The sequence below is a fragment of the Streptococcus sp. FDAARGOS_522 genome, assembly GCF_003812445.1.
In the GTDB taxonomy this organism is placed as follows: domain Bacteria; phylum Bacillota; class Bacilli; order Lactobacillales; family Streptococcaceae; genus Streptococcus; species Streptococcus agalactiae.
Window position 1 is genome coordinate 1,388,685 of record NZ_CP033808.1, and the last position, 23,420, is coordinate 1,412,104.

The following is a 23,420-nucleotide window of genomic DNA, read 5'->3' on the forward strand; positions in this document are numbered from 1 at the left end:
TTCAGGAGTTACCTATGCCTAAATTAATCGTATCTTTCCTCTGCATTTTATTATCCCTGACTTGTGTAAACTCTGTGCAAGCTGAAGAACATAAAGATATTATGCAAATTACCCGAGAAGCCGGATATGATGTTAAAGATATTAATAAACCTAAAGCGTCTATCGTTATTGACAATAAAGGTCATATTTTGTGGGAAGATAACGCTGATTTAGAACGTGATCCCGCTAGCATGTCTAAAATGTTTACTTTATATTTACTATTTGAAGACTTAGCTAAAGGAAAAACAAGCCTCAACACCACAGTGACTGCAACAGAAACAGACCAAGCCATAAGTAAGATTTATGAAATTAGTAATAATAATATTCATGCTGGGGTTGCTTATCCTATTCGTGAACTGATTACTATGACAGCTGTCCCGTCATCTAATGTAGCAACTATTATGATTGCTAACCACTTATCACAAAACAATCCTGACGCCTTCATTAAACGAATCAATGAAACCGCCAAGAAACTCGGTATGACAAAAACTCACTTTTATAACCCCAGTGGGGCGGTAGCGAGTGCTTTTAATGGACTTTACTCCCCAAAAGAATACGATAACAATGCTACTAACGTTACGACTGCACGTGATCTATCAATTTTAACCTATCATTTCCTTAAAAAATACCCTGATATACTGAACTATACAAAATATCCTGAAGTCAAGGCCATGGTCGGAACTCCTTATGAAGAAACATTTACAACTTATAACTACTCTACCCCCGGCGCTAAATTTGGATTAGAAGGAGTAGATGGCTTAAAAACTGGTTCTAGCCCTAGCGCTGCTTTTAATGCCTTAGTTACAGCTAAACGCCAGAATACTCGCTTGATAACTGTGGTTTTAGGAGTTGGTGATTGGTCAGACCAAGACGGAGAGTACTATCGTCATCCGTTTGTCAACGCTCTTGTAGAAAAAGGTTTTAAAGACGCTAAAAATATTTCTTCTAAAACTCCTGTATTAAAAGCCGTTAAACCTAAAAAAGAAGTTACTAAAACCAAATCTATTCAAGAACAGCCTCAAACAAAAGAACAGTGGTGGACAAAAACAGATCAATTTATTCAATCACATTTTGTATCTATTTTAATTGTTCTGGGCACCATCGCTATCCTTTGTCTTTTAGCTGGGATAGTATTACTTATAAAGCGCTCTAGATAATAACTGTGCTAATATAAAAGCCCCCTTCATCAATAACATAGGGGCTTTTTATTATCTCTTGAAATCTTCAATTAACCAACTGAACCTTCCATTTCATAGGAAATTAAGCGGTTTAACTCTACCGCATATTCCATTGGTAATTCTTTCGTAAAGGGCTCAACAAACCCCATAACAATCATTTCTGTTGCCTCAGCTTCAGATAAACCTCGACTCATCAAGTAGTACAGTTGCTCTTCAGAAATCTTAGACACCTTTGCTTCATGCTCTAAAGCAACCTGTGAATTATGAATCTCATTAAACGGTATGGTATCTGATTTTGAAATATCATCCATCAATATGGTGTCACATTCTATATGTGACACTGATTTTTTGGAATCTTTATTAAATGTCACTTGACCTCGATAATCAACTTTTCCTCCACCCTTAGCAATTGATTTAGAGACAATGGATGAACTAGTATGGGGAGCATTATGAATCATCTTTGCACCCGTATCTTGGTGTTGTCCTTTGTTTGCAAAAGCAATAGACAACATCGTGCCACGTGCTCCTTCACCATCAAGGTAAACCGATGGGTATTTCATTGTTGTTTTAGCACCTAGATTTCCATCTATCCACTCAACTGTTGCATCTTTTTTAGCGGTAGCACGTTTTGTCACTAAATTATAGACATTATCGGACCAATTTTGAATAGTCGTATAGCGCATATAAGCTCCATCAAGTGCAAAAATTTCAACTATAGCTGCATGTAAACTATTTGAAGAATAAGTTGGGGCGGTACAACCTTCAACATAGTGAACACTTGCTCCCTCATCGACAATAATGAGAGTACGTTCAAATTGTCCAGTATTTTCATTATTAATACGGAAGTAAGTTTGAAGTGGAATATCCACCTTAACACCTTTAGGGACATAAATAAATGTTCCACCTGACCATACAGCAGAGTTCAGAGCAGCTAATTTATTATCTGTTGGAGGGACAAGTTTAGCAAAATATTTTTTGAATAGCTCTGGGTACTCTTTAAGTGCAGAGTCAGTATCCGTAAAAACAATACCCAGCTTATCATATTCTTCTTTCATATTATGATAAACCACTTCTGATTCATATTGTGCTGATGCTCCTGCAAGATAAGCTCTTTCAGCTTCTGGAATCCCAATTCTTTCAAAAGTTTCTTTGATTTTTTCTGGAACATCATCCCAATCACGCGCAGGTTTATCAGATGCTTTTTGATAATAAATAATATCATCAAAATCAATATCTGATAAATCTGCTCCCCAGGTCTGCATTGGCATTTTATTAAACGTTTCCAAGGATTTTAGACGAAAGTCCAACATCCACTCAGGTTCACCCTTAGCTGCAGATAACTCACGAATAACAGCCTCATTTAGACCTTTTCCCGTAGAATAAATTGGCTTTACATCGTCATGAAATCCAAATTTATATTCCCCAAGATCTATTGGCTGTGGTTCTACTTTTTCATTTATTTCGGACATACTTATCCTTTCTTTAATATTTAAATTTAAGACATTCTTCTACTAGACTACCTTATGTCAGTAAAAGTTGTTTAAATGTAATTCCTTCAACTATGGTTGTCAGAGTTCTGCCTGATTATCTCTCTCAATAGCCTTTCTTAAAGCATTCCACGAAAGCGTAGCACATTTGATACGTTGTGGAAATTTTGATACCCCAGCTAGAAACTCTGCATCCCCAAGTTTCTCTTGTTTTGGATTTTGATCGCCTTGAACCATTTTGGAGAATACATCAGCAAGCTGCAATGCTTCTTCTTTTGTTTTCCCAATAACTGCATCTGTCATCATGCTTGATGAAGCCGTAGAAATTGTACAACCATTACCAGCAAATGCAATATCTGAAATAATATTTCCATCAAATTTAACAGATAAGGAAATAACATCTCCACATGTAGGATTATTTAACTGCACTTGTTCAACGCCTTCTAAAAATCCATGATGATGAGGGTGTTTTGAATGATCAGCTACCACTGCCATGTAGAGATTATCTAATTTAGAGAGTGCCATTGAAAAACTCCTTAGTTTTTTGGATAGCGTCTACCAATTTGTCGCAATCCTCTTTGGTATTATAGAAATAGAAACTTGCTCGAACCGCCGAATGGATACCAAGATGATTAATAAGGGGTTGTGCACAATGATGACCTGCACGAACAGCCACTCCTTCGTAATCCATTGCAGTTGCCACATCATGTGGGTGTAAACCTTCTAAATTGAAGGCAATAACGCCTACATGAGATTCAGCATCACTAGGTCCGTAAATAGTTAAACCATCGATAGCCTGTAATTTAGGCAACACATAAGAAACTAAACTTTGTTCATATTGATGAATCTCATCCATACCAACATCCGTTAAATAATCTAAAGCTTCTCCAAAAGCGATCGCTCCAGCAATATTAGGCGTTCCAGCTTCAAACTTCCAGGGCAATTCCTTCCATGTTGCACTTTGCTCATAGACAAAATCAATCATTTCACCACCAAATTCGACAGGTGGCATCTTATCTAAAATGCTTTCTTTCCCATAAAGAACACCGATACCAGTAGGACCAAGCATCTTATGGCCAGATAAGGCGAAGAAATCACAATCAAGGTCTTGAACATCAATCGCCATATGTGGCGCTGATTGAGCTCCATCAACAACCATGTATGCCCCAACTTGATGCACACGTTCTGCTATTGCTTTTACTGGTGTAACACAGCCAAGTACATTTGAGATATGTGCCAAACTAACAAATTTAGTTTTAGAGGATAATTTATTATAGAAATCTTCTAAATCTAAAGAACCATCTTTTAGATAGGCATAAACCAATTTAGCGCCAGTTCTCTCGCAAGCTTGTTGCCATGGGATAATATTAGAATGATGCTCCATAATGGAAATAAGTACCTCATCACCTCGTTCTAAAATACTTTCGGCAAACTTAGCTACCCAATTTAATCCTGTTGTGGTGCCACGTGTGAATAAAATTTCTTTACTTAATTTAGCATTTAAAAACTGCCTTGCTTTTTCACGAGCATTCTCGTACTGAGCAGTCGCTCGTTCTGCTAAAGTATGAACACCACGATGGACATTTGCATTGTCGTTTTGGTAGTAGTCTCGCAAAGCTTCTAAAACTTGATTCGGTTTTTGTGTCGTTGCTGCATTATCTAAATAGATAAGCGGCTCATCATTAACTAATTGATTTAAAATTGGGAAATCTTGCTTTAGTTTATAACTATCTAGTAATGTCATATTAACGTTTTTCTAGTTTTGTATCAATAACGGCAATCATTTCATCGCGAACTTCTTTTACTGGTATTTCAGCAATGACTGTTCCTAAAAATCCACGAATAACTAATTGCTCTGCTGTTTTTTGGTTCAAGCCTCGGCTCATCAAATAATATAAATCCTCTGGGTCAACCTGACCAATTGAGGCTGCGTGACCAGCTGTAACATCATTTTCATCAATCAAAAGGATAGGATTAGCATCTGAACGTGCTTTGTCTGATAACATGAGAACTCGGCTTTCTTGTTGGGCGTCTGCTCCCTTTGCACCTTTTATAATATGTCCGATACCATTAAAAGTAAGAGTCCCACGCTCTAAAATAACCCCATGCTGTAAAATATGTCCTACTGAATTACAGCCGTAGTTTGTAACACGCGTATCAATTCCTTGAACTTGACGCCCTGACGAGGCAGCAACTACTTTTAAATTAGCGTGACTTCCATCACCAATTAAATCAGAATCAAAGTCAGCAACAACATTGCCTTCATTCATCACCCCAAGGGCCCAATCTATTGTTGCATCGCTACTGTGACGACCACGACGACTTATAAACGTTGTCACATTTTCTCCGAGGCGATCAATTGAAGCAAATTTAATTTGGCTACCTGCTTGGGCAATTACTTCTACAGAAATATTAGCACTTGTTCGTTCTGTCCCATCACCAATTGACTCAAATCGCTCTAAGTAACTAACTTTTGCATTCTTTCCAACAATAAGAAGGATATGCTTATTAAATGGTACTTTAGACTGACTATCTTGATAAAAAAGACCTTCGATTGGTTGAGTAATTTCAACATTATCTGGAATATAAAGCACTGCACCACTGTTGAAGTAAGCTGTGTGATAGGCAGCAAGTCTATCTTCTTCAAAAGGACGTGCTTTCCCAAAGTAGCGCTCTATGACTTCTGGAATTTCTTCCAAGGCCGAATAGAAATCTGTAAAGACAACGCCTTTCTCTATTAATTCCATAGGAACTTGTTCAAGGACGGTTTGGGTCCCAATTTGAACCAACTTGGGATTGTTTCCTAACTCTGTGAAATCTGGAACGTTAGCTGTATAGTCATTCTCTAAAATGGTTCCATCACCTAAATTCCATCTATGAAATTTTACACGTTCAATTACTGGTAATTCTAGTTCTTCTATTTTTTCAAAAGCCTTTAGTCGTAATTCTTGTAACCAAGTAGGCTCACCTTTGGCTTGTAAAAAATTTAATATAGCTTCTTTAGACATTTGTAACTCCTTTTCTCTTCTAGTTGAAGTGACAAATTAGACTTCTTCTTTATACTCTAAACCAAGCTCTTCAGCGATTTGAGCATAACCTTCTTTCTCAAGGCGAACCGCTAATTCTGGTCCTCCTGACAATACTACCTTCCCGTCCATCATAACGTGTACTTTATCTGGTGTAATGTAATTCAAAAGGCGTTGATAGTGTGTAATAATCATAGCACCAAAACCTTCACCACGCATTTCATTGACTCCCTTTGATACCACTTTAAGAGCATCAATATCAAGGCCAGAGTCAATCTCATCCAAGAGGGCAAACTTAGGCTCTAACATTAGGAGTTGTAAAATTTCATTGCGCTTCTTCTCACCACCTGAAAAACCTTCGTTAAGATAACGTTCCGCCATTTCTTCTTTCATGCCAAGTAGTTCCATCTTTTCATCTAACTTAGTGATAAATTGGCGGATGGAAATTTTATCATCATCAGCCTTTCCCGCATTCATAGCTGCTCGGATAAATTCAGCATTAGTAATCCCTGGAACCTCTGAAGGGTATTGCATGGCAAGAAATAGACCCAAACGAGCACGTTCATCCACTTCTAGCTCTAAAATATCTTCACCATCAAAAAGAATTTCACCTGCTGTAACTTCATAATTAGGATTTCCCATAATAGCTGCTGAAAGTGTCGACTTCCCAGTACCATTTGGACCCATGATAGCAGCAATTTCTCCTGTTTTCAACGTTAAATTAAGACCTTTTAAAATTTCTTTATCTTCAATAGAAACATGAAGATTTTTGATTTCAAGTACAGACATTGTACACTCCTTTTCTTGGTTAACAGAGAATATGTGATATTTCTCTATGGTTTAAAGAAGATATTATAGGGCACTCACCCGATATTATATTCTAAATAATTATAGCAAAAATGAGGTGTGACTGCTATCTAAATGATTAAAACTAAAAAAGCCTTTTCAGGCTTTTATTTTTGATGCTTATCGCTATATTTAGCAATAACACTTTGTCTGTAATCACTGTTGCCAATGAACTTTAAGAGATTAAATAGTGGTGTCCGATTCTCACCCCAAATATTTAAACCTTCTATAAAAATTTCCATCGCTAATAGTAGCGCCAATAGAAGAAAAATTCCCCCAATACGACTAGAAACATTTAAAAGCAAAGCGATAAGCGAAAAGATAATTGCAATACCATAAACAACTAAAACTGCTCCTCTATGTGTAAATCCCATAGATAGCAATCGGTGATGCAGGTGCATCTTATCAGCTTCAGAAATCTTTTTCCCTGATAATTTACGCCTCACAATAGCAACAGCTGTATCCAAAATAGGAACTCCTAAAATAATGACAGGTGTTATCACTGCAACAGCTGTGGAGTTTTTTAAACCTTGAAGCGATAATACACCAATCATAAATCCTATAAACAAGGCACCAGCATCACCTAGGTAGATAATGGCTGGATGATAATTATAAGGGAAAAAACCAACTATTGAGGCGATTAAAATAACAATAGTTAGCGTGAGAAAAAAATCTATTTTAGGTAAAAAGAAATAAGAAACCACTGCCATCGTTGCTAGACTGATAATTGAAACACCACTAACTAGACCATCTAGACCATCAATCAGATTGATAGCATTAGTGATTGAAATAATCCATAAAACTGTCAAAAAGAAAGTTAAAATAGGACCAAACTCCAAGAGTGGACCACCTATTGGAATCTTAAAACTATCAAATCTAAAATGTGTAAATTTCCATATGATAATAGCTGCAATAATAATTCCCAACATTTTATAACGAGGTCTTAATTCAAAGATGTCATCTATGAATCCTGTTGTTGTAACTACGAGACCGCCAATAATTACAGGCAAAATGTAGTGAAAATAAGAGACTTCTATAAAGTGTCTACTGGCCGCCATTGGCATGAAAAATAATGTTGTTACAACAAAGGAGAGAAATATTGCTAAACCACCACTACTTGGCATTGGTACTTTGTTGATTCTTCGAGCGTTCGGTTTATCAACCGCTCCTACCTTCAAAGATATAACTCGAATAATAGGAGTTAGAATGATTGATAATAAAAATGCTCCAATCAATACAAAAATATACTCAATTGTAAAAGGTATCATTTTATCCCATCTCAATCATTTGTAATTTTGAAATAGCATCATCATGAATCAATTGAATACTATGCTCTTTCAAGTAAGCTCGTGTTTTTGTGCCCACATTAGCATGTTCAAGCATTCGAGCATACATCAAATTAGCAAAGTAGCTTGGTTGGTTTTCCAAGTCTAGCAAAATTGTCATATGATAGCCTTTACCATTTTTATAGAGTTCAGAAGCTTCTATTGGAAAATCAATCGTTTGTGAAAATCGAACTACAGCTTCAATATTATCAAAATCAAAGACATAGTGAACATATCCAATCGTTTCTACTTCCTTTTCAGGTTGTTCTTCAGAAACATTTTCCTCAACTACTTCTTGAGTTGCTTTATCCATCATATTTTCAATTTCTGCTAATTTGGCATGGGCATCCGTATCCCCTTTTTCCAACATCGATTGTTCCAATGTTTTAAAAAAGTCTTCTGGAGACATTTTTGAAATGTCACCCAAATCTGCTAATTCTTCTAAATTTAAATCTTTACTTAATTCAGACTTTGTAACAAAAACATCAATGCGATCTTTTTTAGGTGTTACTCGAAAACTTAACATACCACTATTTTTAAAGTTTTCTGGCAAGTCTAATTCATCCATGACAGAATAGAAAAATTCCTCAGTCTTCTCCTGAGGGATTAGGAAATCTTTCAGCTCCATACCACGATCTTCTAAATCTTCCATACTAATTGTAATTTTCAGTGTTGTTTCACTGATTTGTTTCATTTCCATATCATCACCTCATACGAGTATTCAGTTTTCTTATTATACCGAAAAAGCTATTTTTTAGCAATTTTTCACAGCCTAACACGCTAAAAAGCTGAGGAATACTCAGCTTTTTATGTTATATTTTAGAATAAATGAACAACTAACCAGTAGAGGATGAGTAAACTTCCTAAGACTATACGATACTTACCAAAGATGGTGAAATCGTGTCGTTTGACATAGTCTGTCAAGAAACGAATAACATATAAACTAACTACGAAAGCTGTCAGACTTGCTACTAAAAGTATTAAAGATTGGTCTAAACTCAAGACGTTACCATCTAAAAAGTATTTAACCGCCTTAAGTCCACTATAACCAAACATAGTTGGGATGGCAAGGAAGAAAGTAAAGTCAGCAGCGACCGAACGACTAGTTCCAATAATAATTGCTCCTAAAATAGTAGCTCCAGAACGACTGGTTCCCGGAACAATACTGAGAACCTGGAAGCATCCAATCAAGAAAGCTGTCTTGTAAGACATACTTGCCAATTCGGTTACCTGTGGTTTGAGGTGTGCATTACGTTTTTCAACCCATATGAAGACAAAACCATAAAAGATTAGGGCTATTGCAATCGGGATCATGAAATTAAAATGAGCTTCAAACCAATTATCAAATGGTAAAGCAATTAAAATAGATGGAATACAAGCTATCACTACTTTTAACCATAATTGCCAAGTTAAACGAATTTCTCTAGCAGATTTACCTGGCTGAAATGGGTTAAGGCGTTTAAAATAAATGACAATAACTGCCATAATTGCCCCAAGTTGTATAACAATATTAAACATTTCAACAAAGGATTTGCTTTGGTTCAACTTCATAAACTCTTGAACCAAGATTAAATGGCCAGTACTAGAAACAGGTAACCATTCTGTCACTCCCTCAACGACTCCTAAAAATAGGGCTTTGAGTAATTCAATTATTAACATAATAACTCCATAAATTTTTCTTTATTATACCATACTTTTGGAAAATTAGAAGGCACCACCACCTCCGCCGCCTCCGCCGCCTGAGAAACCACCTGAAGAACCGCCTGAATTAACACTAAAATTAGAAGCGTGACTAACATCTTCAGTTATCGTTGAAAAATGATTACTAGATTGATTGACTGAAATCGCAAATTGATGACTATCAATGTTTGCAAATCTTTCTGGAATATCTATTTGGTTCACTCTGAGTACTTTCTCAACACGGTCAGCGTAGCCGAATAAAGTAGCGTAAACCAATATTCGATTCCATAATACGATACTTTCTAACTCTGAACGATCAAACGATTTGATATCCCTTAGCATGTTCCTAAAACTAGTCCATTGGTAGACACGACTTGCTCCATCTTCAGTTACAATATAACCGTTACTTATTTTTCTTGTCATCATAAAAATGATTTTATTCAACAACAGGATAACACCAAACAATAAGAGATAGATACAGAAATAGGTAAAATAATTTAAAAAAAGCGTATAAATTATAACAACAAAAGAAATAAGAGGTGATAGGTAACTGAATCTTTTCAACCTAGATAATTCTTTAGACTCTTCTGAAGACATTTTACGATAAGGGGATGAAATTCCCTTTCTTCTAAGAGAGTTTATATTGTCTTTAGAAATCAACCTTGTGAGACGCGTAATTCTTGATAAGGCATTACTTCCTCGGCGTCTCATTTGAGTTTGCAGATCTGAAGCCTTGTGCTGCTTTTTCAGTTCACGTAGTGTTTCTTTATAACTAAATTGGTAATTAGAAAAGAGTTGATCTGGCTTCAAACTCGTAGAATCCGCAAAAGCAAACTCTATAAAATCTATTTCTGCATCAGAAGCTCTATCTAAGTTAGCTAGAGATAACAAGTTATCATCATAATTCAATACTTTTCTATCAATCAAGTCTAATAGAATTGACTGAATGAGTTGTTCTTGACTGATAAGGTGAGTTTTCTTCTCCTCATCTTGAAAATTTTTAAAACTCATACTATAAATGCTTTGAGTTAACTCTAGTGGTGAAAGGTCCTCAGGTGCTTCATATAAATGATGTTCCTTAGGGAATTGCCCGTATTTATTAACTTTTTTTCTAAACAGGAACACCCTAATTGAGATGAATAGTGTCACAATAATAAAGAATGAAGGTAATAATATCCTTAACAAGAAACTTAGGATAAAACCATGACGCTCTATCATCTTCTCTTGATATTCAATTTTTTTCTTGTAATTATTTTTACTGTTTGTAGGTAGATTAAAATAAGATCTATCCCAATAACCATGAAATTCTAATCGTTTGTTTACATTAAAAGCTGTCAAATGGTAACGATTATTATTTTGTCTTATTTTAGGAGGAGTTTTAAGATAACCCAAGTGCCCCCAAAGACGAGAAAGAGCAACCTTTTTGTCAGTTGATATCCAAAAATCTACTTTCTCTAACGTTTTATCCCAGTCGCTAATAGGAATCCAGTTAAGTTCACCAACATCCTTATGCATAAATAGAACATTTTTTAGTTTCCACTGAACATTGACTTTAACAGTATCACCTGCTTCACCACCATTAAACACTTTCAAACGGTAGCCATCCTCCAAATCTTCTATCTGGTAACTAACTTTCCTTACTTTACCATTAATTGAAACTTCAACCTGTGGCTTATTATTAATATCAAAATTGTCAGGTAACTTACCCGCCGTACCTAATGTGACATACTGTCCATTATAGGACGAATCAAATTGGTAAGTAACCTTCTCTGTAAAATCAGCACTATTATCATTGTGAATAGTTAGATTACCCTCATAATGAGGAATGTTATAGTCCACCTCATCTGCTTGAACTGAAACCATAAAAAAACTAAGAGCTAAACAAATAGCCAAAAAACATTTCTTCATTATCATCCTCCTTCCTTTGTTTGTATACCATTTTAACATAAAAATACAATTAATCGCTTTCAATAAGATAATGATATTGAAATCGACCTTGTTTTTCGGTAAAATAGGAGGAAGTAACTTATCGGAGGCTGTTGAATGAAAAAAATATTACTAAGTTTATTCACTGCTTTGCTTATCACCTTTGGAGGTATGACAAGTATACAAGCAGATGAATATCTACGTGTCGGTATGGAGGCAGCCTATGCTCCTTTCAACTGGACACAAAATGATAACACAAATGGTGCAGTTCCTATTGAAGGAACTGATCAATATGCTAATGGTTATGATGTACAAGTCGCTAAAAAGTTAGCTAAAAAGTTAAATAAAAAAGTTGTTGTTGTCAAAACAAAATGGGAAGGCCTTGTTCCAGCACTAACTTCTGGAAAACTCGATATGATTATTGCAGGAATGAGTCCTACCGAAGAACGTAAAAAAGAAATTAATTTTTCAAAGCCTTACTACATTTCAGAACCTACTCTAGTTGTTAATGCTGAAGGAAAATATACTAATGCTAAAAATATTAGTGATTTCAAAAATGCTAAAGTAACTGCCCAACAAGGAGTCTACTTATACAACCTCATTGATCAAATCAATGGTGTCAAAAAAGAAGTTGCCATGGGGGACTTCAATCAATTAAGACAAGCTGTAGAATCTGGTGTTGTAGACGCCTATGTTTCAGAACGTCCAGATGCAACTTCCGCTCAAACTGCTAATCCTAAATTAAAAATGATTGAACTGCACCAAGGGTTTAAAACATCTGATGCCGATACAAATATTTCTGTTGGGATGCGTAAAGGTGACAATCGTATTAATCAAGTTAATCAAGTTCTCGAAAGCATTTCTAGAGATAAACAAATCGCCTTGATGGATAAGATGATTAAAGAACAGCCATCCGTTAAAAAAGGAAAAAATGGGAAACCAAACTTCTTTGAACAGATGGCAACTATTTTAAAAAACAATGGTTCTCAATTCCTCAGAGGAACAGCTACAACCCTCCTAATTTCTATGGTAGGAACAATCGTCGGATTATTTATCGGCCTTCTCATCGGTGTTTTCCGTACAGCACCAAAATCTGACAATAAGTTAAAGGCTGCCTTACAAAAATTATTAGGTTGGTTACTTAACATCTATATTGAGGTCTTCCGCGGGACACCTATGATTGTACAATCGATGGTTATCTACTACGGAACAGCACAAGCTTTTGGAGTTTCGCTGGACCGTACACTAGCAGCTATATTTATTGTTTCAATCAATACTGGTGCTTATATGAGCGAAATTGTACGTGGTGGTATTTTCTCTGTTGATAAAGGACAATTTGAAGCCGCAACTGCACTTGGTTTCACCCACGGACAAACCATGCGAAAAATTGTTCTACCACAAGTTGTACGTAACATACTCCCAGCTACTGGTAATGAGTTTGTTATCAATATCAAAGATACCTCTGTACTGAACGTTATCTCTGTTGTCGAACTCTACTTCTCTGGTAATACTGTTGCAACACAAACCTACCAATATTTCCAAACATTCACCATTATTGCGATTATTTACTTCATCTTAACCTTCACCGTAACACGTATCTTACGTTACATTGAAAAACGTTTTGATTCAGATAATTACACAACCGGTGCGAATCAATTACAAGTCTAGGAGGTTGGTATGACACAAGCTATTTTAGAAATTAAACATTTGAAAAAATCTTACGGAAGCAATGAAGTGTTAAAAGATATTTCGCTTTCGGTCAACAAAGGCGAAGTTATTTCTATCATTGGTTCTTCTGGATCAGGAAAATCAACTTTCCTACGTTCTATTAACCTCTTAGAAGAACCAAGTGGAGGAGAAATCTTATATCACGGTCACAATGTTCTTGAAAAAGGCTATGATTTAAATAATTATCGTGAAAAACTTGGGATGGTCTTTCAATCTTTTAACCTCTTTGAAAATTTAAATATCTTAGAGAATGCTATTGTCGCACAGACTACTGTTCTAAAACGTGAACGCCAAGAAGCTGAAAAGATTGCTAAAGAAAACTTAAATGCTGTTGGCATGACTGAGCAATATTGGAAAGCTAAACCAAAACAATTATCAGGTGGGCAAAAGCAACGTGTCGCAATCGCCCGAGCACTTTCTGTTAACCCAGAAGCTATACTTTTTGATGAACCAACTTCAGCCTTGGATCCAGAAATGGTTGGTGAGGTCCTTAAAACAATGCAAGATCTAGCTAAATCTGGATTAACAATGATAATTGTGACACACGAGATGGAATTTGCTAAAGAAGTATCAGACCGCGTTATTTTCATGGACAAAGGAATCATTGCAGAGCAGGGTACTCCTAAACAACTTTTCGAAAATCCAACACAAGAAAGAACTAAGGAATTTCTACAACGCTTCTTAAAATAAAATTTATTCACATTTAAATATAGACTATTTATACCCCTACAGGTTTTGTCATTGTCATCATTGCAATGGAACTGGAGGGGAATTTTTATTGCTACATCTTTAGTGAAATCCACGACTAGCTTCAACTATAGATCAAATTAGACAGTCGTTATTGGATTGTATACTATTAAATAAGTTACTAAATCTCATTTTTTAATTTTAAGCGATATTTGATTAATCATATATTTGTTTAAAATTAAAAACATGTTGTTCGAATGAGCTTTTGATGATATAATATAGTATGCACAAAATGAACTAACCACTGTGCAAGAATAGTTTATTATCTTTGAAAGGATTTTATAATGAAACTTAAAATCAGTGTTTTAACAGCAGCTTCAGCTGTCACTCTATTATTAGCTACTTTAGCAAGTCTTGCGAAGGCAGACACAGTGTCTTATCCTTCACGTGATGCCGGATTTGTCTACTCTCGTGGGTATGCGCCTTCTGAATCAAGCTATCCTTCACGCGATGCCGGGTTTATCTACTCTCGTGGGTATGCGCCTTCTGAATCAAGCTATCCTTCACGCGATGCCGGATTTATCTACTCTCGTGGGTATGCTCCAAAACACTTCCTAAGTGCTTACGATAAATAAAAACTGACCTTATTAACTTAACCGATACACTTTCACAAGTATAAATTTTCATTCAATTACATTAAAAATAATTATTTAGTTTGCTGAAAAACGATCACTCATCGATCGTTTTTTTATATGCACAATGATAGCCATTAGCTACTTTCTCGTTGGGTATTTTCCTCATTCATCTTTCACTTAACATCACTTGTCAAATCCAAACCTCATTAATAAAGGTTTAATATATCTTTGAACTTATTACTTTTGATTGATATTTAATTACTTTGCTATTTATTTTTAAATTTATCAACAAAGTACTTTACCAGTTAATTTTTTTGTGGTATACTGGTGTCTGTTAACGTTAATAAATTGTCTATAGGAGGTAATCATGGCTGAAAAAACAGACCTATCGTCAGCCTATCGCAGACTTAAAAGTCCTAACATTAAAACTAGAAAACGTGCTCTGAAAATCATTCATGAGTACAAACGTTACGGTAAAAAATAACTTTTTTCCGTCTCTCCAATTATAATAAATAAGTCAGACACAAAATAACCAGAGCAAATGCTCTGGTTATTTTGCTTCTATAAAAAGTTCATTATCTTGTTTTAAGAGCAGATAAAACTTGTGTACGAATATCTTCAACACCTTCTGGGTTATTTGGTAAGAAAATCGTTTGATTACCATTAATAGCAAATGTATTTAAAGTATCTAAATATTGATTTGTTAACAAGATAGACATGATTTGTTCTTCTGTCAATGTCACGTTAGCATCTTTCAATTCTTGAATCGAATCAGCTAACCCATCTACAATTGCTTTACGTTGTTGCGCAATACCCACACCATGTAGACGATCTTTTTCTGCTTCTGCTTCTGCAGCAGTTACAATTTTGATCTTATCAGCATTCGCTAATTCTTGAGCTGCTACACGTTTACGTTGTGCAGCATTGATTTCGTTCATGGATTGTTTTACTTCTGCATCTGGCTCAACCTTAGTAATTAAAGTCTTAACAATGATGTAGCCGTATGTTGACATTTCTTCTGCCACTTGATGTTGAACTTCCAAGGCTATTTCATCTTTCTTTTCAAATAGCTCGTCTAATGTAAGTTTAGGTACTGATGAACGCAAAGCATCTTCGATATAAGATTTAATCTGAGCTTCTGGCTTTATTAATTTGTAATAAGCGTCTGTAACGTTATTTTCATTGACACGATATTGTGTAGCAATATTTAAAGTGACAAAAACATTATCTTTTGTTTTTGTCTCAACGATAATTTCACTCTGTAAAAGACGTAACTGCACTCGTGCTGCAATCTTATCGATACCCAATGGTACACGAATATGAATACCGCTAGTAGCAGTCTTTTGATATTTACCAAAGCGTTCAATGATGGCTACTGTCTGTTGTTTAACAACGTATAAAGAAGTTATCAACAGAACAATCACTAAAACCAAAATAACCGTAAGAATAATTAATGACATCATAAATCTCCTTTGTATGAATGTTTTAAAACAATTCTAACACAATTTGTCAAAATTTTCAAAATACTGATGCTTTATCATACTAAAATAGAAACTCTGATAAAATAAAAAATTAGAAGTATCTCTCCTAATTTTTTATTTTATCAATTATTCAACGCTCATGAGGTATGGATATACAGGTTGATCTCCTTGGTGGATCTCAACTTCAACATCTTCATAAGTTTCCTCAAGATATTCCGACAAGGTCTCAGCTAATGCTTGCTTACCATCTTCACCAACATAGATTGTCACGATTTCACTATCTTCATCAATCATTTTATCAAAAGTGTCTTTAAGTGCTTTTTCCATATCTGGTGTAGATACTAGAATTTTACCATCAACCATCCCAAGGATGTCGTTTTCATGAATTTCAAGGCCATCTATCGTTGTATCACGAACAGCTAAAGTCACACTACCACTAATGACATCTGAGAGGCTATTTGTCATATCAGCTACATTAGTTTCAAGAGACTTAGCAGGATCAAAAGCAAGTAAGCTAGTAAATCCTTGTGGAACTGTACGTGTCTCTACTACTGCTGCTGGAATATCAACGACATCTGCAGCTGACTGTGCAGCCATGAAGATGTTCTTATTGTTTGGTAAAATAATAACATTTCTAGCGTTTACTTTTTCAATCGCTTTTACAATATCTTCTGTAGATGGGTTCATAGTCTGGCCGCCAGAGATGATATAATCAACACCTTGTGATTTAAAAATCTCAGCTAGACCGTCACCAGCTACAACAGCAATAATACCATATTCTTTAGTTTCTTTGACAGTTTCTTCAACTTCAACCTTTTGCATTTGGGCATCATGTTGGTTACGCATGTTTTCAACTTTAACCTTCACAAGCGATCCATATTTCAAACCTTCTTGCATAACAAGACCTGGATCTTCTGTATGAACATGAACCTTGACAATTTCATCATCATTAACAACTAGTAAAGAATCCCCTAGATTGCTAAGATAACCTTGAAATTCTTCGTAGTTAAATTCCTTAACGTAAGTTGGTCCTTGCTTTAAACCAACCATGACTTCTGTACAATAGCCATATTTAATATCTTCTGTGGCTACGTGGCCTACTACAGCTTTATGGTGCTCTGCATTAACCATTTCAGTCATTGTTGCGGGAGTTGCTTTAAAATCTTCTGATGCGATATATTCCCCAGTCAGTGCTGAGAGGAAACCTTCGTAAATAAAGACGAGTCCTTGACCACCAGAATCAACAACACCAACCTCTTTAAGAACAGGTAGCATATCCGGTGTTTTAGCAAGAGCACGCTTAGCACCTTTGAGAGTTGCGCGCATAACTTCAACTGCATCATCAGTTTCTTCAGCTTTTTTTAGAGCAGCGGTAGCTGCACCGCGTGATACTGTCAAGATAGTTCCTTCAACTGGTTTCATAACGGCTTTATAAGCTACTTCAACACCATTCTGGAAAGCGTGTGCCAAATCTTGACCCGTTAATTCTTCTTTATCCTTGATACTTTGACCAAAACCACGGAATAATTGTGATGTAATTACACCTGAATTTCCACGTGCTCCCATCAATACACCTTTAGAAAGAATTTGACCAACTTCTCCAACAGTCGTCGCTGGTTTGTCCGAAACTTCCTTGGCTCCGTTTTCCATAGTCATCCCCATATTCGTACCAGTATCACCATCTGGAACTGGGAATACATTTAATGAGTTGACATACTCTGCCTGTTTACTCAGACGTGTACTGGCAGCTTGTACCATTTCTTGGAATAAACTTGTCGTAATCTTTGACACTAATCTTCTCCTACAACCTTAATACTTTGCACATAAACATTCACCATATCAGCAGATAAACCAAGCTGATTTTCGAGATTGAATTTCACTCGCTCTTGAATATTTTTTGAAACTTCACTAATTTTGACGCCGTAACTCATGACAGTATAAACATCTACTACGATGCCCGCTTCACTAGACCTCACAACAACACCTTTTGCGTAGTTTTCCTTACGCAAAAGTGCTTGAAAGTTATCTTTGATAGCACTTTTACTTGCCATACCAACAACGCCAAAAATTTCCGTTGCTGAACCTCCAACGACAGTTGCAATAACGTCATCAGAGAGTTCAATTTGACCATCTCTTGTATTGATTTTTACAGTCATATCTACTACCTCAAAAAGTTTTTATCACTCTATTCTATCATATCTCACTATTATTGTAAAAAAATAGAGGCATCTAACTATCAAATCAGCCTTAGAAACACTAAAAAAAGCCCTAAGGCTTTCTCAGTTTATTAAACGCGTTCTACTTTACCAGATTTAAGCGCACGAGCTGAAACCCAAACTTTTTTTGGTTTACCGTCGATAAGAACAGTAACTTTTTGAAGGTTTGGTTTAACAGTACGTTTTGTTTGGTTCATCGCGTGTGAACGGTTGTTACCAGAAACTGTTTTACGTCCTGTGAAATAACATACTTTAGCCATTTTACGAGTTCCTCCTATATTGATCAATATTTACGGATGTGCTAGCACCACATACTAGACTATTCTATCACAACTTACTTCTTCTAGCAAGTTCTTTTCAAAATTACTTTTTCATTTGTTTTATCTAAATCGCTTACATATTTTTTATAATAAGACACACTTCCTTCTAATTCATTTTTTAGTTTACATTTTCTTTCAAAATATTATAATAGACAACAATAATCAAAGGAGGTTTCATATGACACGTAAAATTGGAATTATAGGCATGGGGCACGTTGGATCAACTGTTGCACACGCTCTTATTGCACAAGGTATTGGTGATGATTATGTCTTTATTGATACTAATGTTGATAAGGTTAATGCTGATATGATTGATTTTCAAGATGCTCTGGCAAATGCTACTTATCACGCTAATCTAGTATTAAACGACTATGACGCGTTGTCAGATGCTGATGTTGTGATTTCAGCCTTAGGTGATATTTCACTACAGAATAACAAAGAAGCTAATCGCTTTGCTGAACTACCATTTACCAGTAAAGAAGTCTACGACGTTAGCCAAAAGTTAAAATCATCTGGTTTTAGAGGGATCCTTATTGTCGTTACTAATCCTGTTGATGCCATTACCCAGCTTTATCAAGAATATACTCAATTTCCTAAATCACGCGTTATCGGAACAGGAACCTTATTGGATACTGCTCGGATGAAAAGAGTGCTTGGTCAACGCCTACAAGTTGATCCAAGGAGTATCGGTGGTTATAATCTAGGAGAGCATGGTAACTCCCAATTTGTCGCTTGGAGTCAGGTAACTGTAAAAGGACAACCAGCTATATCACTATTAAAAGCAGAAGAATTAGAACAGATAAAAGAAGCTTCTTTAAAAGGCGGGCACACTGTCTTTTTTGGTAAAAAATATACTAGTTATGGTATCGCTACCGCAGCTGTCCGCATCGTTTTAACTGTGTTAAATGATTCCCATGAGTTACTACCTGTATCTACCTTCTATGAGTCCGAAGGGGTTTACCTTGGATATCCAGCTATTATTGGTAGAGTAGGAATTGTAGAAAGAATTTCTCTTTCACTAAGCCCAAAAGAAGAGCAACAACTCACAGATTCAGCGGCATTTATTCGAAATTATCTTAAGCATATCAATCTTTAAAGAGTATCTATTTAATAAAAAGTCATATAATCCAAAAAAAGCTCACCATAAGTGAGCTTTTAACTATTATCTGTTTATGTTAATTATGCTTTGTTTGCTGAACCAAACACGTCAATACGTTCTTCAACTGCTTCTGTAATTGCATCGAAACCAGGTTTCAAGAATTTACGTGGGTCAAAGAGTTTTTTCTTCATGTATTCAGCTTCATTAGCGTTGAATTCAACAGCGTAGTCACGAGTTGCTTGACAGAAAGCTAATTGACATTCTGTGTTAACGTTAACTTTAGCAACACCAAGTTTGATAGCTTCTTGGATTTGATCATCAGGAATACCTGAACCACCGTGTAACACGATTGGGAAACCAGGAACAGCTTCAGTCAATTTCTTCAAGTGATCAAGGTCAAGTCCTTCCCAGTTTGCTGGGTATGGTCCATGAATGTTACCGATACCTGCAGCCAAGAAGTCAATACCAGTTTCAACCATAGCTTTAGCGTCTTCGATTGGTGCTAATTCACCTTTACCGACAATACCATCTTCTTCACCACCGATAGTACCAACTTCAGCTTCTACTGAAATACCTTTAGCATGTGCTTTAGCAACAACTTCGCGTGCTTTTTCAAGGTTTTCTTCAACTGGAAGGTGTGAACCATCAAACATAATTGAAGTGTAACCTACTTCAATACACTCAAGGGCATCATCGTAATGACCGTGGTCAAGGTGGATAGCAACTGGTACAGTAATACCCATTGATTCAACCAAAGTTTCAATAAGTTGTTTACAAAGTTTGTAACCACCCATGTATTTAGCCGCACCCATTGAAGTTTGGATAAGTACTGGAGCTTTTTTAGCTTCTGCTGCGCGCAAGATAGCTTGAGTCCACTCAAGGTTGTTTGTGTTAAATCCACCTACTGCATAGCCGTTATCACGAGCTGCTTGGACGAATTTTTCTGCTGAAACGATTGCCATTATTCAGGCCTCCTATTTATTTTTTGGGCGTTGCCCACTTACATGTTAATTCTAGCACAATTCTATAAAAAATGCTAGTTTTTTACTGAAAATACGTGAGAAACTTAACAGAGTTAAACGAGGGTTTTTTCAGAAAGCAGTCATTCCGCTTTCAATTCTTTACGTGCCAATAGGATCTGTTTTTTAACCTGGTCAAACCCCGTTCCTCCTAATGAATTTCTTCGTTTAACTGCTGTCTTTGCAGTTAATATCTCATAGATATCGTTTTCTATCAACTCTGAAATTTCTTGATAATATTTTAAAGGTATATCCTGTAAATAAGAACCATTTTTACTGCATTCTAAAACCAATTTACCTACAATTTCATGTGCTTTTCTGAAAGGTACCCCCTTACTTGCTAAATAATCTGCTAATTCTGTTGCATTTGAAAAATCAGTCTCCGTTGAGGTCATCATTATGTGCTCATTCACAGTCATTGTCTCAAGCATATTAGCCATGATTTCAATAGCTATGCTGACTGTTTCTACGCTATCAAACATCCCTTCTTTATCTTCTTGTAAATCTTTGTTATAAGCTAACGGCAATGATTTCATAACAGTTAGTAAACTAAATAAATTTCCATAAACACGGCCTGTCTTCCCTCGAATTAATTCTGCCATATCAGGATTTTTCTTTTGAGGCATAATAGATGATCCTGTAGAGAAAGTATCTGATAATGTGATGAATTGATATTCATAACTGCACCAATTAATGATTTCTTCACAAAAACGTGATAAATGCATCATTAAAATGCTAGCATTGGATAAAAATTCTATGATAAAGTCACGATCTGAGACAGCATCAAGCGAATTACTATATGGTTTTTCCAAATCTAATAAACGAGTTGTCATATGGCGGTCAATAGGAAACGTTGTCCCTGCTAGAGCAGCAGCTCCTAATGGTGATAGATTGGTGTGTTTCATATTAAACTCTAATCGCTCTGTATCACGCGTAAACATATTATAGTAAGCCATTAGATGATGTCCAAATGAAATCGGCTGAGCATGTTGTAAATGTGTATACCCTGGCATAACAGTATAGATATGATTTTCTGCTAAATTAACTAAGGTTGTTCGTAAATGAAGCAATTTCTTCATCATTTCTTGCAATTTATCTTTCAAATAAAGGTGCATATCTGTAGCCACTTGATCATTTCGTGAACGTGCAGTATGAAGCTTACCTGCTACTTCTCCAATTTCAGCGGTTAATAAGCTCTCTATGTTCATATGAATGTCTTCATTTGATATGCTAAAAGTCAATTGACCTGCTCTGTATTTATCTTGCAGTATTTTTAAACCATCTTTTATCAAGCCTGCTTCTTCTTGACTAATAATATCCGTTTTGCCTAACATTGTGACATGGGCCATAGAAGCCTTCATATCATAGGGAGCTAATTTTTGGTCGAAACTGATTGATGCACCGAACTCTTCAACCCATTTTTCAAGACTACTTTCAAAACGACCACCCCATAACTTATGATTTTTTGTCATCCTCTTATCTTCCTTTATTTATCCTTTGTTTACTTGGGCATTAACTTGGGTTGGAAGTCCCCAGAGTTTGATAAAACCAACTGCTGCATCTTGATCAAAGCTATCAGCAGCTGTATAGGTTGCTAAATTCTCATCATATAATGAATTAGATGAGTGGCGAGCAACGACTTGGGCAGAACCTTTATATAACTTAACTTTTGTAGTACCATTAACCACTTTTTGTGTTTCTTTGACATAGGCAATGATAGCTTTTGTAGCTGGACTAAACCATAAAGCATTATAAATAAGATTTGATAGTTCATTTTCAAGGATAGGTTTAAAATGAGACACTTCACGAACTAGTGTTAAATCTTCAATTTCTTTATGAGCAGCTAACAGTACCATTGCCGCAGGACATTCATAAATTTCACGTGATTTGATACCGACTAAACGATTTTCAACATGATCAATGCGTCCAATACCATGTTTTCCTGCAATTTCATTTAGCGATAAAATCAAATCTGCTAGTGTCATTTCTTGATTGTTTATAGCTATAGGCTTCCCATTTTGGAACGTAATATCAATATATTCTGCACAATCAGGAGCTTCTTCTGGTGATTTTGTAATACCAAAAGCTTCTTCTGGCGCTTGATTCCAAGGATTCTCAAGCACACCACATTCATTGGCACGTCCCCATAAATTTTGGTCTATAGAATAAGGGTTATCTAAATCTGCTGGAATAGGTACGCCGTTAGCTTTTGCAAAAGTAATTTCCTCTTCACGATGCCACTTCCACTCACGAACAGGGGCAATTACTTTTAATTCAGGATCTAGTGCTGCAATTGCAACTTCAAAACGCACTTGGTCATTTCCTTTACCTGTACAGCCATGTGCAATTGTGGTCGCACCTGTTTGATGTGCCATTTCAACTAATTTTTGGGCAATAATTGGACGACTAAGCGCTGAAACAAGCGGGTATTTTTGTTCATACATCGCATGTGCCTGTAAAGCTGGTAAAACAAAATGCTCAGCGAACTCATCTTTAACATCTAAAATATAAGATTCTATGGCACCTATTGTTAAAGCCTTATCGTGAATAAAATCAAGATCTTTACCTTCGCCAACATCCATACAGACAGCAATAACGTCATAATCTTTTTTTAACCAAGCTATAGCAACAGAGGTATCTAAACCACCAGAATAAGCTAAAATTAATTTTTCTTTTCCCATAAAAAATCCCCTTCCAAATTCCTATGTTTTGTAATATTATACACTTG

At 35.9% G+C, this 23,420-nt stretch carries 22 protein-coding genes; 6 read left to right on the top strand and 16 right to left on the bottom strand.

What is annotated here, in order from left to right:
• Nucleotides 1–14 precede the first annotated feature (14 nt).
• Entirely contained in the window at nucleotides 15–1,196 is a 1,182-nt protein-coding gene (locus tag EGX70_RS07085; RefSeq protein ID WP_001125235.1) for a D-alanyl-D-alanine carboxypeptidase family protein, read from the top strand.
• Between the two features lie 71 nt (nucleotides 1,197–1,267).
• Here the strand turns inward: EGX70_RS07085 and sufB are convergent, their stop codons facing one another.
• From sufB to EGX70_RS07130, 9 genes are all read right to left on the bottom strand, one after another.
• Entirely contained in the window at nucleotides 1,268–2,686 is a 1,419-nt protein-coding gene (gene sufB / locus EGX70_RS07090; protein ID WP_001289834.1) for a Fe-S cluster assembly protein SufB, read from the bottom strand.
• Nucleotides 2,687–2,785: 99 nt separating this feature from the next.
• Complete coding sequence (gene sufU, locus EGX70_RS07095; RefSeq protein ID WP_001218456.1) at nucleotides 2,786–3,229, bottom strand: Fe-S cluster assembly sulfur transfer protein SufU; 444 nt, start codon at nucleotides 3,227–3,229, stop codon at nucleotides 2,786–2,788.
• Nucleotides 3,216–4,448, bottom strand: a complete 1,233-nt coding sequence (locus tag EGX70_RS07100) for a cysteine desulfurase (RefSeq protein WP_000173341.1) — start codon at nucleotides 4,446–4,448, stop codon at nucleotides 3,216–3,218. Before EGX70_RS07100 ends, sufU begins: the two co-directional genes overlap by 14 nt.
• A 1-nt stretch (nucleotide 4,449) precedes the next feature.
• Complete coding sequence (sufD, locus tag EGX70_RS07105) at nucleotides 4,450–5,712, bottom strand: Fe-S cluster assembly protein SufD (protein ID WP_000031280.1); 1,263 nt, start codon at nucleotides 5,710–5,712, stop codon at nucleotides 4,450–4,452.
• A gap of 36 nt (nucleotides 5,713–5,748) precedes the next feature.
• Nucleotides 5,749–6,519 carry a Fe-S cluster assembly ATPase SufC gene (sufC, locus tag EGX70_RS07110; RefSeq protein ID WP_000114502.1) on the bottom strand — a complete coding sequence of 257 codons (771 nt, stop codon included), beginning with the start codon at nucleotides 6,517–6,519 and terminating at the stop codon, nucleotides 5,749–5,751.
• A 164-nt stretch (nucleotides 6,520–6,683) separates the two neighbouring features.
• Entirely contained in the window at nucleotides 6,684–7,844 is a 1,161-nt protein-coding gene (locus tag EGX70_RS07115; RefSeq protein ID WP_000612108.1) for a glycosyltransferase family 4 protein, read from the bottom strand.
• Nucleotide 7,845: 1 nt separating this feature from the next.
• Nucleotides 7,846–8,601 (bottom strand): adaptor protein MecA, encoded by a 756-nt coding sequence (mecA, locus tag EGX70_RS07120; RefSeq protein WP_000425371.1) that lies wholly within the window; start codon nucleotides 8,599–8,601, stop codon nucleotides 7,846–7,848.
• Nucleotides 8,602–8,720: 119 nt separating this feature from the next.
• The gene (locus tag EGX70_RS07125; RefSeq protein ID WP_000905327.1) at nucleotides 8,721–9,560 is read right to left on the bottom strand and encodes an undecaprenyl-diphosphate phosphatase; all 840 of its coding nucleotides are present in this window, start codon (nucleotides 9,558–9,560) and stop codon (nucleotides 8,721–8,723) included.
• 45 nt (nucleotides 9,561–9,605) lie between these two features.
• A complete protein-coding gene (locus EGX70_RS07130) occupies nucleotides 9,606–11,489 on the bottom strand; it encodes a DUF2207 domain-containing protein (RefSeq protein ID WP_000710516.1) in 1,884 nt (627 codons plus the stop codon).
• A gap of 135 nt (nucleotides 11,490–11,624) precedes the next feature.
• Between EGX70_RS07130 and EGX70_RS07135 the strand changes: the two genes are divergently transcribed.
• The 4 genes from EGX70_RS07135 (at nucleotide 11,625) to EGX70_RS07150 (ending at nucleotide 15,041) form a co-directional block, all read left to right on the top strand.
• A complete protein-coding gene (locus EGX70_RS07135) occupies nucleotides 11,625–13,175 on the top strand; it encodes an ABC transporter substrate-binding protein/permease (protein ID WP_123948047.1) in 1,551 nt (516 codons plus the stop codon).
• A 9-nt stretch (nucleotides 13,176–13,184) separates the two neighbouring features.
• A complete protein-coding gene (locus EGX70_RS07140; RefSeq protein ID WP_000189496.1) occupies nucleotides 13,185–13,925 on the top strand; it encodes an amino acid ABC transporter ATP-binding protein in 741 nt (246 codons plus the stop codon).
• Nucleotides 13,926–14,266: 341 nt separating this feature from the next.
• Nucleotides 14,267–14,557 carry a hypothetical protein gene (locus EGX70_RS07145; protein WP_000768361.1) on the top strand — a complete coding sequence of 97 codons (291 nt, stop codon included), beginning with the start codon at nucleotides 14,267–14,269 and terminating at the stop codon, nucleotides 14,555–14,557.
• A 367-nt stretch (nucleotides 14,558–14,924) separates the two neighbouring features.
• Nucleotides 14,925–15,041 carry a putative metal homeostasis protein gene (locus EGX70_RS07150; RefSeq protein WP_000818733.1) on the top strand — a complete coding sequence of 39 codons (117 nt, stop codon included), beginning with the start codon at nucleotides 14,925–14,927 and terminating at the stop codon, nucleotides 15,039–15,041.
• 91 nt (nucleotides 15,042–15,132) lie between these two features.
• On the opposite strand, the gene EGX70_RS07155 is transcribed toward EGX70_RS07150, so the two are convergent.
• The 4 genes from EGX70_RS07155 to rpmB form a co-directional block, all read right to left on the bottom strand.
• Nucleotides 15,133–16,017: an SPFH domain-containing protein gene (locus EGX70_RS07155; RefSeq protein WP_000052520.1), complete on the bottom strand. Its 885-nt coding sequence runs from the start codon at nucleotides 16,015–16,017 to the stop codon at nucleotides 15,133–15,135.
• 147 nt (nucleotides 16,018–16,164) lie between these two features.
• The gene (locus tag EGX70_RS07160; protein ID WP_000036700.1) at nucleotides 16,165–17,829 is read right to left on the bottom strand and encodes a DAK2 domain-containing protein; all 1,665 of its coding nucleotides are present in this window, start codon (nucleotides 17,827–17,829) and stop codon (nucleotides 16,165–16,167) included.
• Nucleotides 17,829–18,194 carry an Asp23/Gls24 family envelope stress response protein gene (locus tag EGX70_RS07165; protein WP_000216445.1) on the bottom strand — a complete coding sequence of 122 codons (366 nt, stop codon included), beginning with the start codon at nucleotides 18,192–18,194 and terminating at the stop codon, nucleotides 17,829–17,831. The genes EGX70_RS07160 and EGX70_RS07165 overlap by 1 nt, the downstream gene beginning before the upstream one ends.
• 131 nt (nucleotides 18,195–18,325) lie before the next feature.
• Nucleotides 18,326–18,514, bottom strand: coding sequence for a 50S ribosomal protein L28 (gene rpmB / locus EGX70_RS07170; RefSeq protein WP_001140949.1), 189 nt, complete (start codon nucleotides 18,512–18,514; stop codon nucleotides 18,326–18,328).
• Between the two features lie 238 nt (nucleotides 18,515–18,752).
• On the opposite strand from rpmB, the gene EGX70_RS07175 reads away from it, so the two are divergent.
• Nucleotides 18,753–19,670, top strand: coding sequence for an L-lactate dehydrogenase (locus EGX70_RS07175; RefSeq protein ID WP_000197060.1), 918 nt, complete (start codon nucleotides 18,753–18,755; stop codon nucleotides 19,668–19,670).
• An 83-nt stretch (nucleotides 19,671–19,753) separates the two neighbouring features.
• Here the strand turns inward: EGX70_RS07175 and EGX70_RS07180 are convergent, their stop codons facing one another.
• The 3 genes from EGX70_RS07180 to EGX70_RS07190 form a co-directional block, all read right to left on the bottom strand.
• On the bottom strand, nucleotides 19,754–20,635 hold the full coding sequence (locus tag EGX70_RS07180) for a class II fructose-bisphosphate aldolase (RefSeq protein WP_001018987.1): 882 nt from the start codon (nucleotides 20,633–20,635) through the stop codon (nucleotides 19,754–19,756).
• 140 nt (nucleotides 20,636–20,775) lie between these two features.
• A complete protein-coding gene (argH, locus tag EGX70_RS07185) occupies nucleotides 20,776–22,164 on the bottom strand; it encodes an argininosuccinate lyase (protein WP_123948049.1) in 1,389 nt (462 codons plus the stop codon).
• Nucleotides 22,165–22,182: 18 nt separating this feature from the next.
• Nucleotides 22,183–23,373 carry an argininosuccinate synthase gene (locus tag EGX70_RS07190; RefSeq protein WP_000514047.1) on the bottom strand — a complete coding sequence of 397 codons (1,191 nt, stop codon included), beginning with the start codon at nucleotides 23,371–23,373 and terminating at the stop codon, nucleotides 22,183–22,185.
• Nucleotides 23,374–23,420: the final 47 nt, after the last annotated feature.

What these genes read in the sequence shown, in the direction of transcription:
- EGX70_RS07085 (WP_001125235.1), top strand. Translation starts at nt 15, where the DNA reads ATGCCTAAATTAATCGTATCTTTCCTCTGCATTTTATTATCCCTGACT.
- sufB (WP_001289834.1), bottom strand. Translation starts at nt 2,686, where the DNA reads ATGTCCGAAATAAATGAAAAAGTAGAACCACAGCCAATAGATCTTGGG.
- sufU (WP_001218456.1), bottom strand. Translation starts at nt 3,229, where the DNA reads ATGGCACTCTCTAAATTAGATAATCTCTACATGGCAGTGGTAGCTGAT.
- EGX70_RS07100 (WP_000173341.1), bottom strand. Translation starts at nt 4,448, where the DNA reads ATGACATTACTAGATAGTTATAAACTAAAGCAAGATTTCCCAATTTTA.
- sufD (WP_000031280.1), bottom strand. Translation starts at nt 5,712, where the DNA reads ATGTCTAAAGAAGCTATATTAAATTTTTTACAAGCCAAAGGTGAGCCT.
- sufC (WP_000114502.1), bottom strand. Translation starts at nt 6,519, where the DNA reads ATGTCTGTACTTGAAATCAAAAATCTTCATGTTTCTATTGAAGATAAA.
- EGX70_RS07115 (WP_000612108.1), bottom strand. Translation starts at nt 7,844, where the DNA reads ATGATACCTTTTACAATTGAGTATATTTTTGTATTGATTGGAGCATTT.
- mecA (WP_000425371.1), bottom strand. Translation starts at nt 8,601, where the DNA reads ATGGAAATGAAACAAATCAGTGAAACAACACTGAAAATTACAATTAGT.
- EGX70_RS07125 (WP_000905327.1), bottom strand. Translation starts at nt 9,560, where the DNA reads ATGTTAATAATTGAATTACTCAAAGCCCTATTTTTAGGAGTCGTTGAG.
- EGX70_RS07130 (WP_000710516.1), bottom strand. Translation starts at nt 11,489, where the DNA reads ATGAAGAAATGTTTTTTGGCTATTTGTTTAGCTCTTAGTTTTTTTATG.
- EGX70_RS07135 (WP_123948047.1), top strand. Translation starts at nt 11,625, where the DNA reads ATGAAAAAAATATTACTAAGTTTATTCACTGCTTTGCTTATCACCTTT.
- EGX70_RS07140 (WP_000189496.1), top strand. Translation starts at nt 13,185, where the DNA reads ATGACACAAGCTATTTTAGAAATTAAACATTTGAAAAAATCTTACGGA.
- EGX70_RS07145 (WP_000768361.1), top strand. Translation starts at nt 14,267, where the DNA reads ATGAAACTTAAAATCAGTGTTTTAACAGCAGCTTCAGCTGTCACTCTA.
- EGX70_RS07150 (WP_000818733.1), top strand. Translation starts at nt 14,925, where the DNA reads ATGGCTGAAAAAACAGACCTATCGTCAGCCTATCGCAGACTTAAAAGT.
- EGX70_RS07155 (WP_000052520.1), bottom strand. Translation starts at nt 16,017, where the DNA reads ATGTCATTAATTATTCTTACGGTTATTTTGGTTTTAGTGATTGTTCTG.
- EGX70_RS07165 (WP_000216445.1), bottom strand. Translation starts at nt 18,194, where the DNA reads ATGACTGTAAAAATCAATACAAGAGATGGTCAAATTGAACTCTCTGAT.
- rpmB (WP_001140949.1), bottom strand. Translation starts at nt 18,514, where the DNA reads ATGGCTAAAGTATGTTATTTCACAGGACGTAAAACAGTTTCTGGTAAC.
- EGX70_RS07175 (WP_000197060.1), top strand. Translation starts at nt 18,753, where the DNA reads ATGACACGTAAAATTGGAATTATAGGCATGGGGCACGTTGGATCAACT.
- EGX70_RS07180 (WP_001018987.1), bottom strand. Translation starts at nt 20,635, where the DNA reads ATGGCAATCGTTTCAGCAGAAAAATTCGTCCAAGCAGCTCGTGATAAC.
- argH (WP_123948049.1), bottom strand. Translation starts at nt 22,164, where the DNA reads ATGACAAAAAATCATAAGTTATGGGGTGGTCGTTTTGAAAGTAGTCTT.
- EGX70_RS07190 (WP_000514047.1), bottom strand. Translation starts at nt 23,373, where the DNA reads ATGGGAAAAGAAAAATTAATTTTAGCTTATTCTGGTGGTTTAGATACC.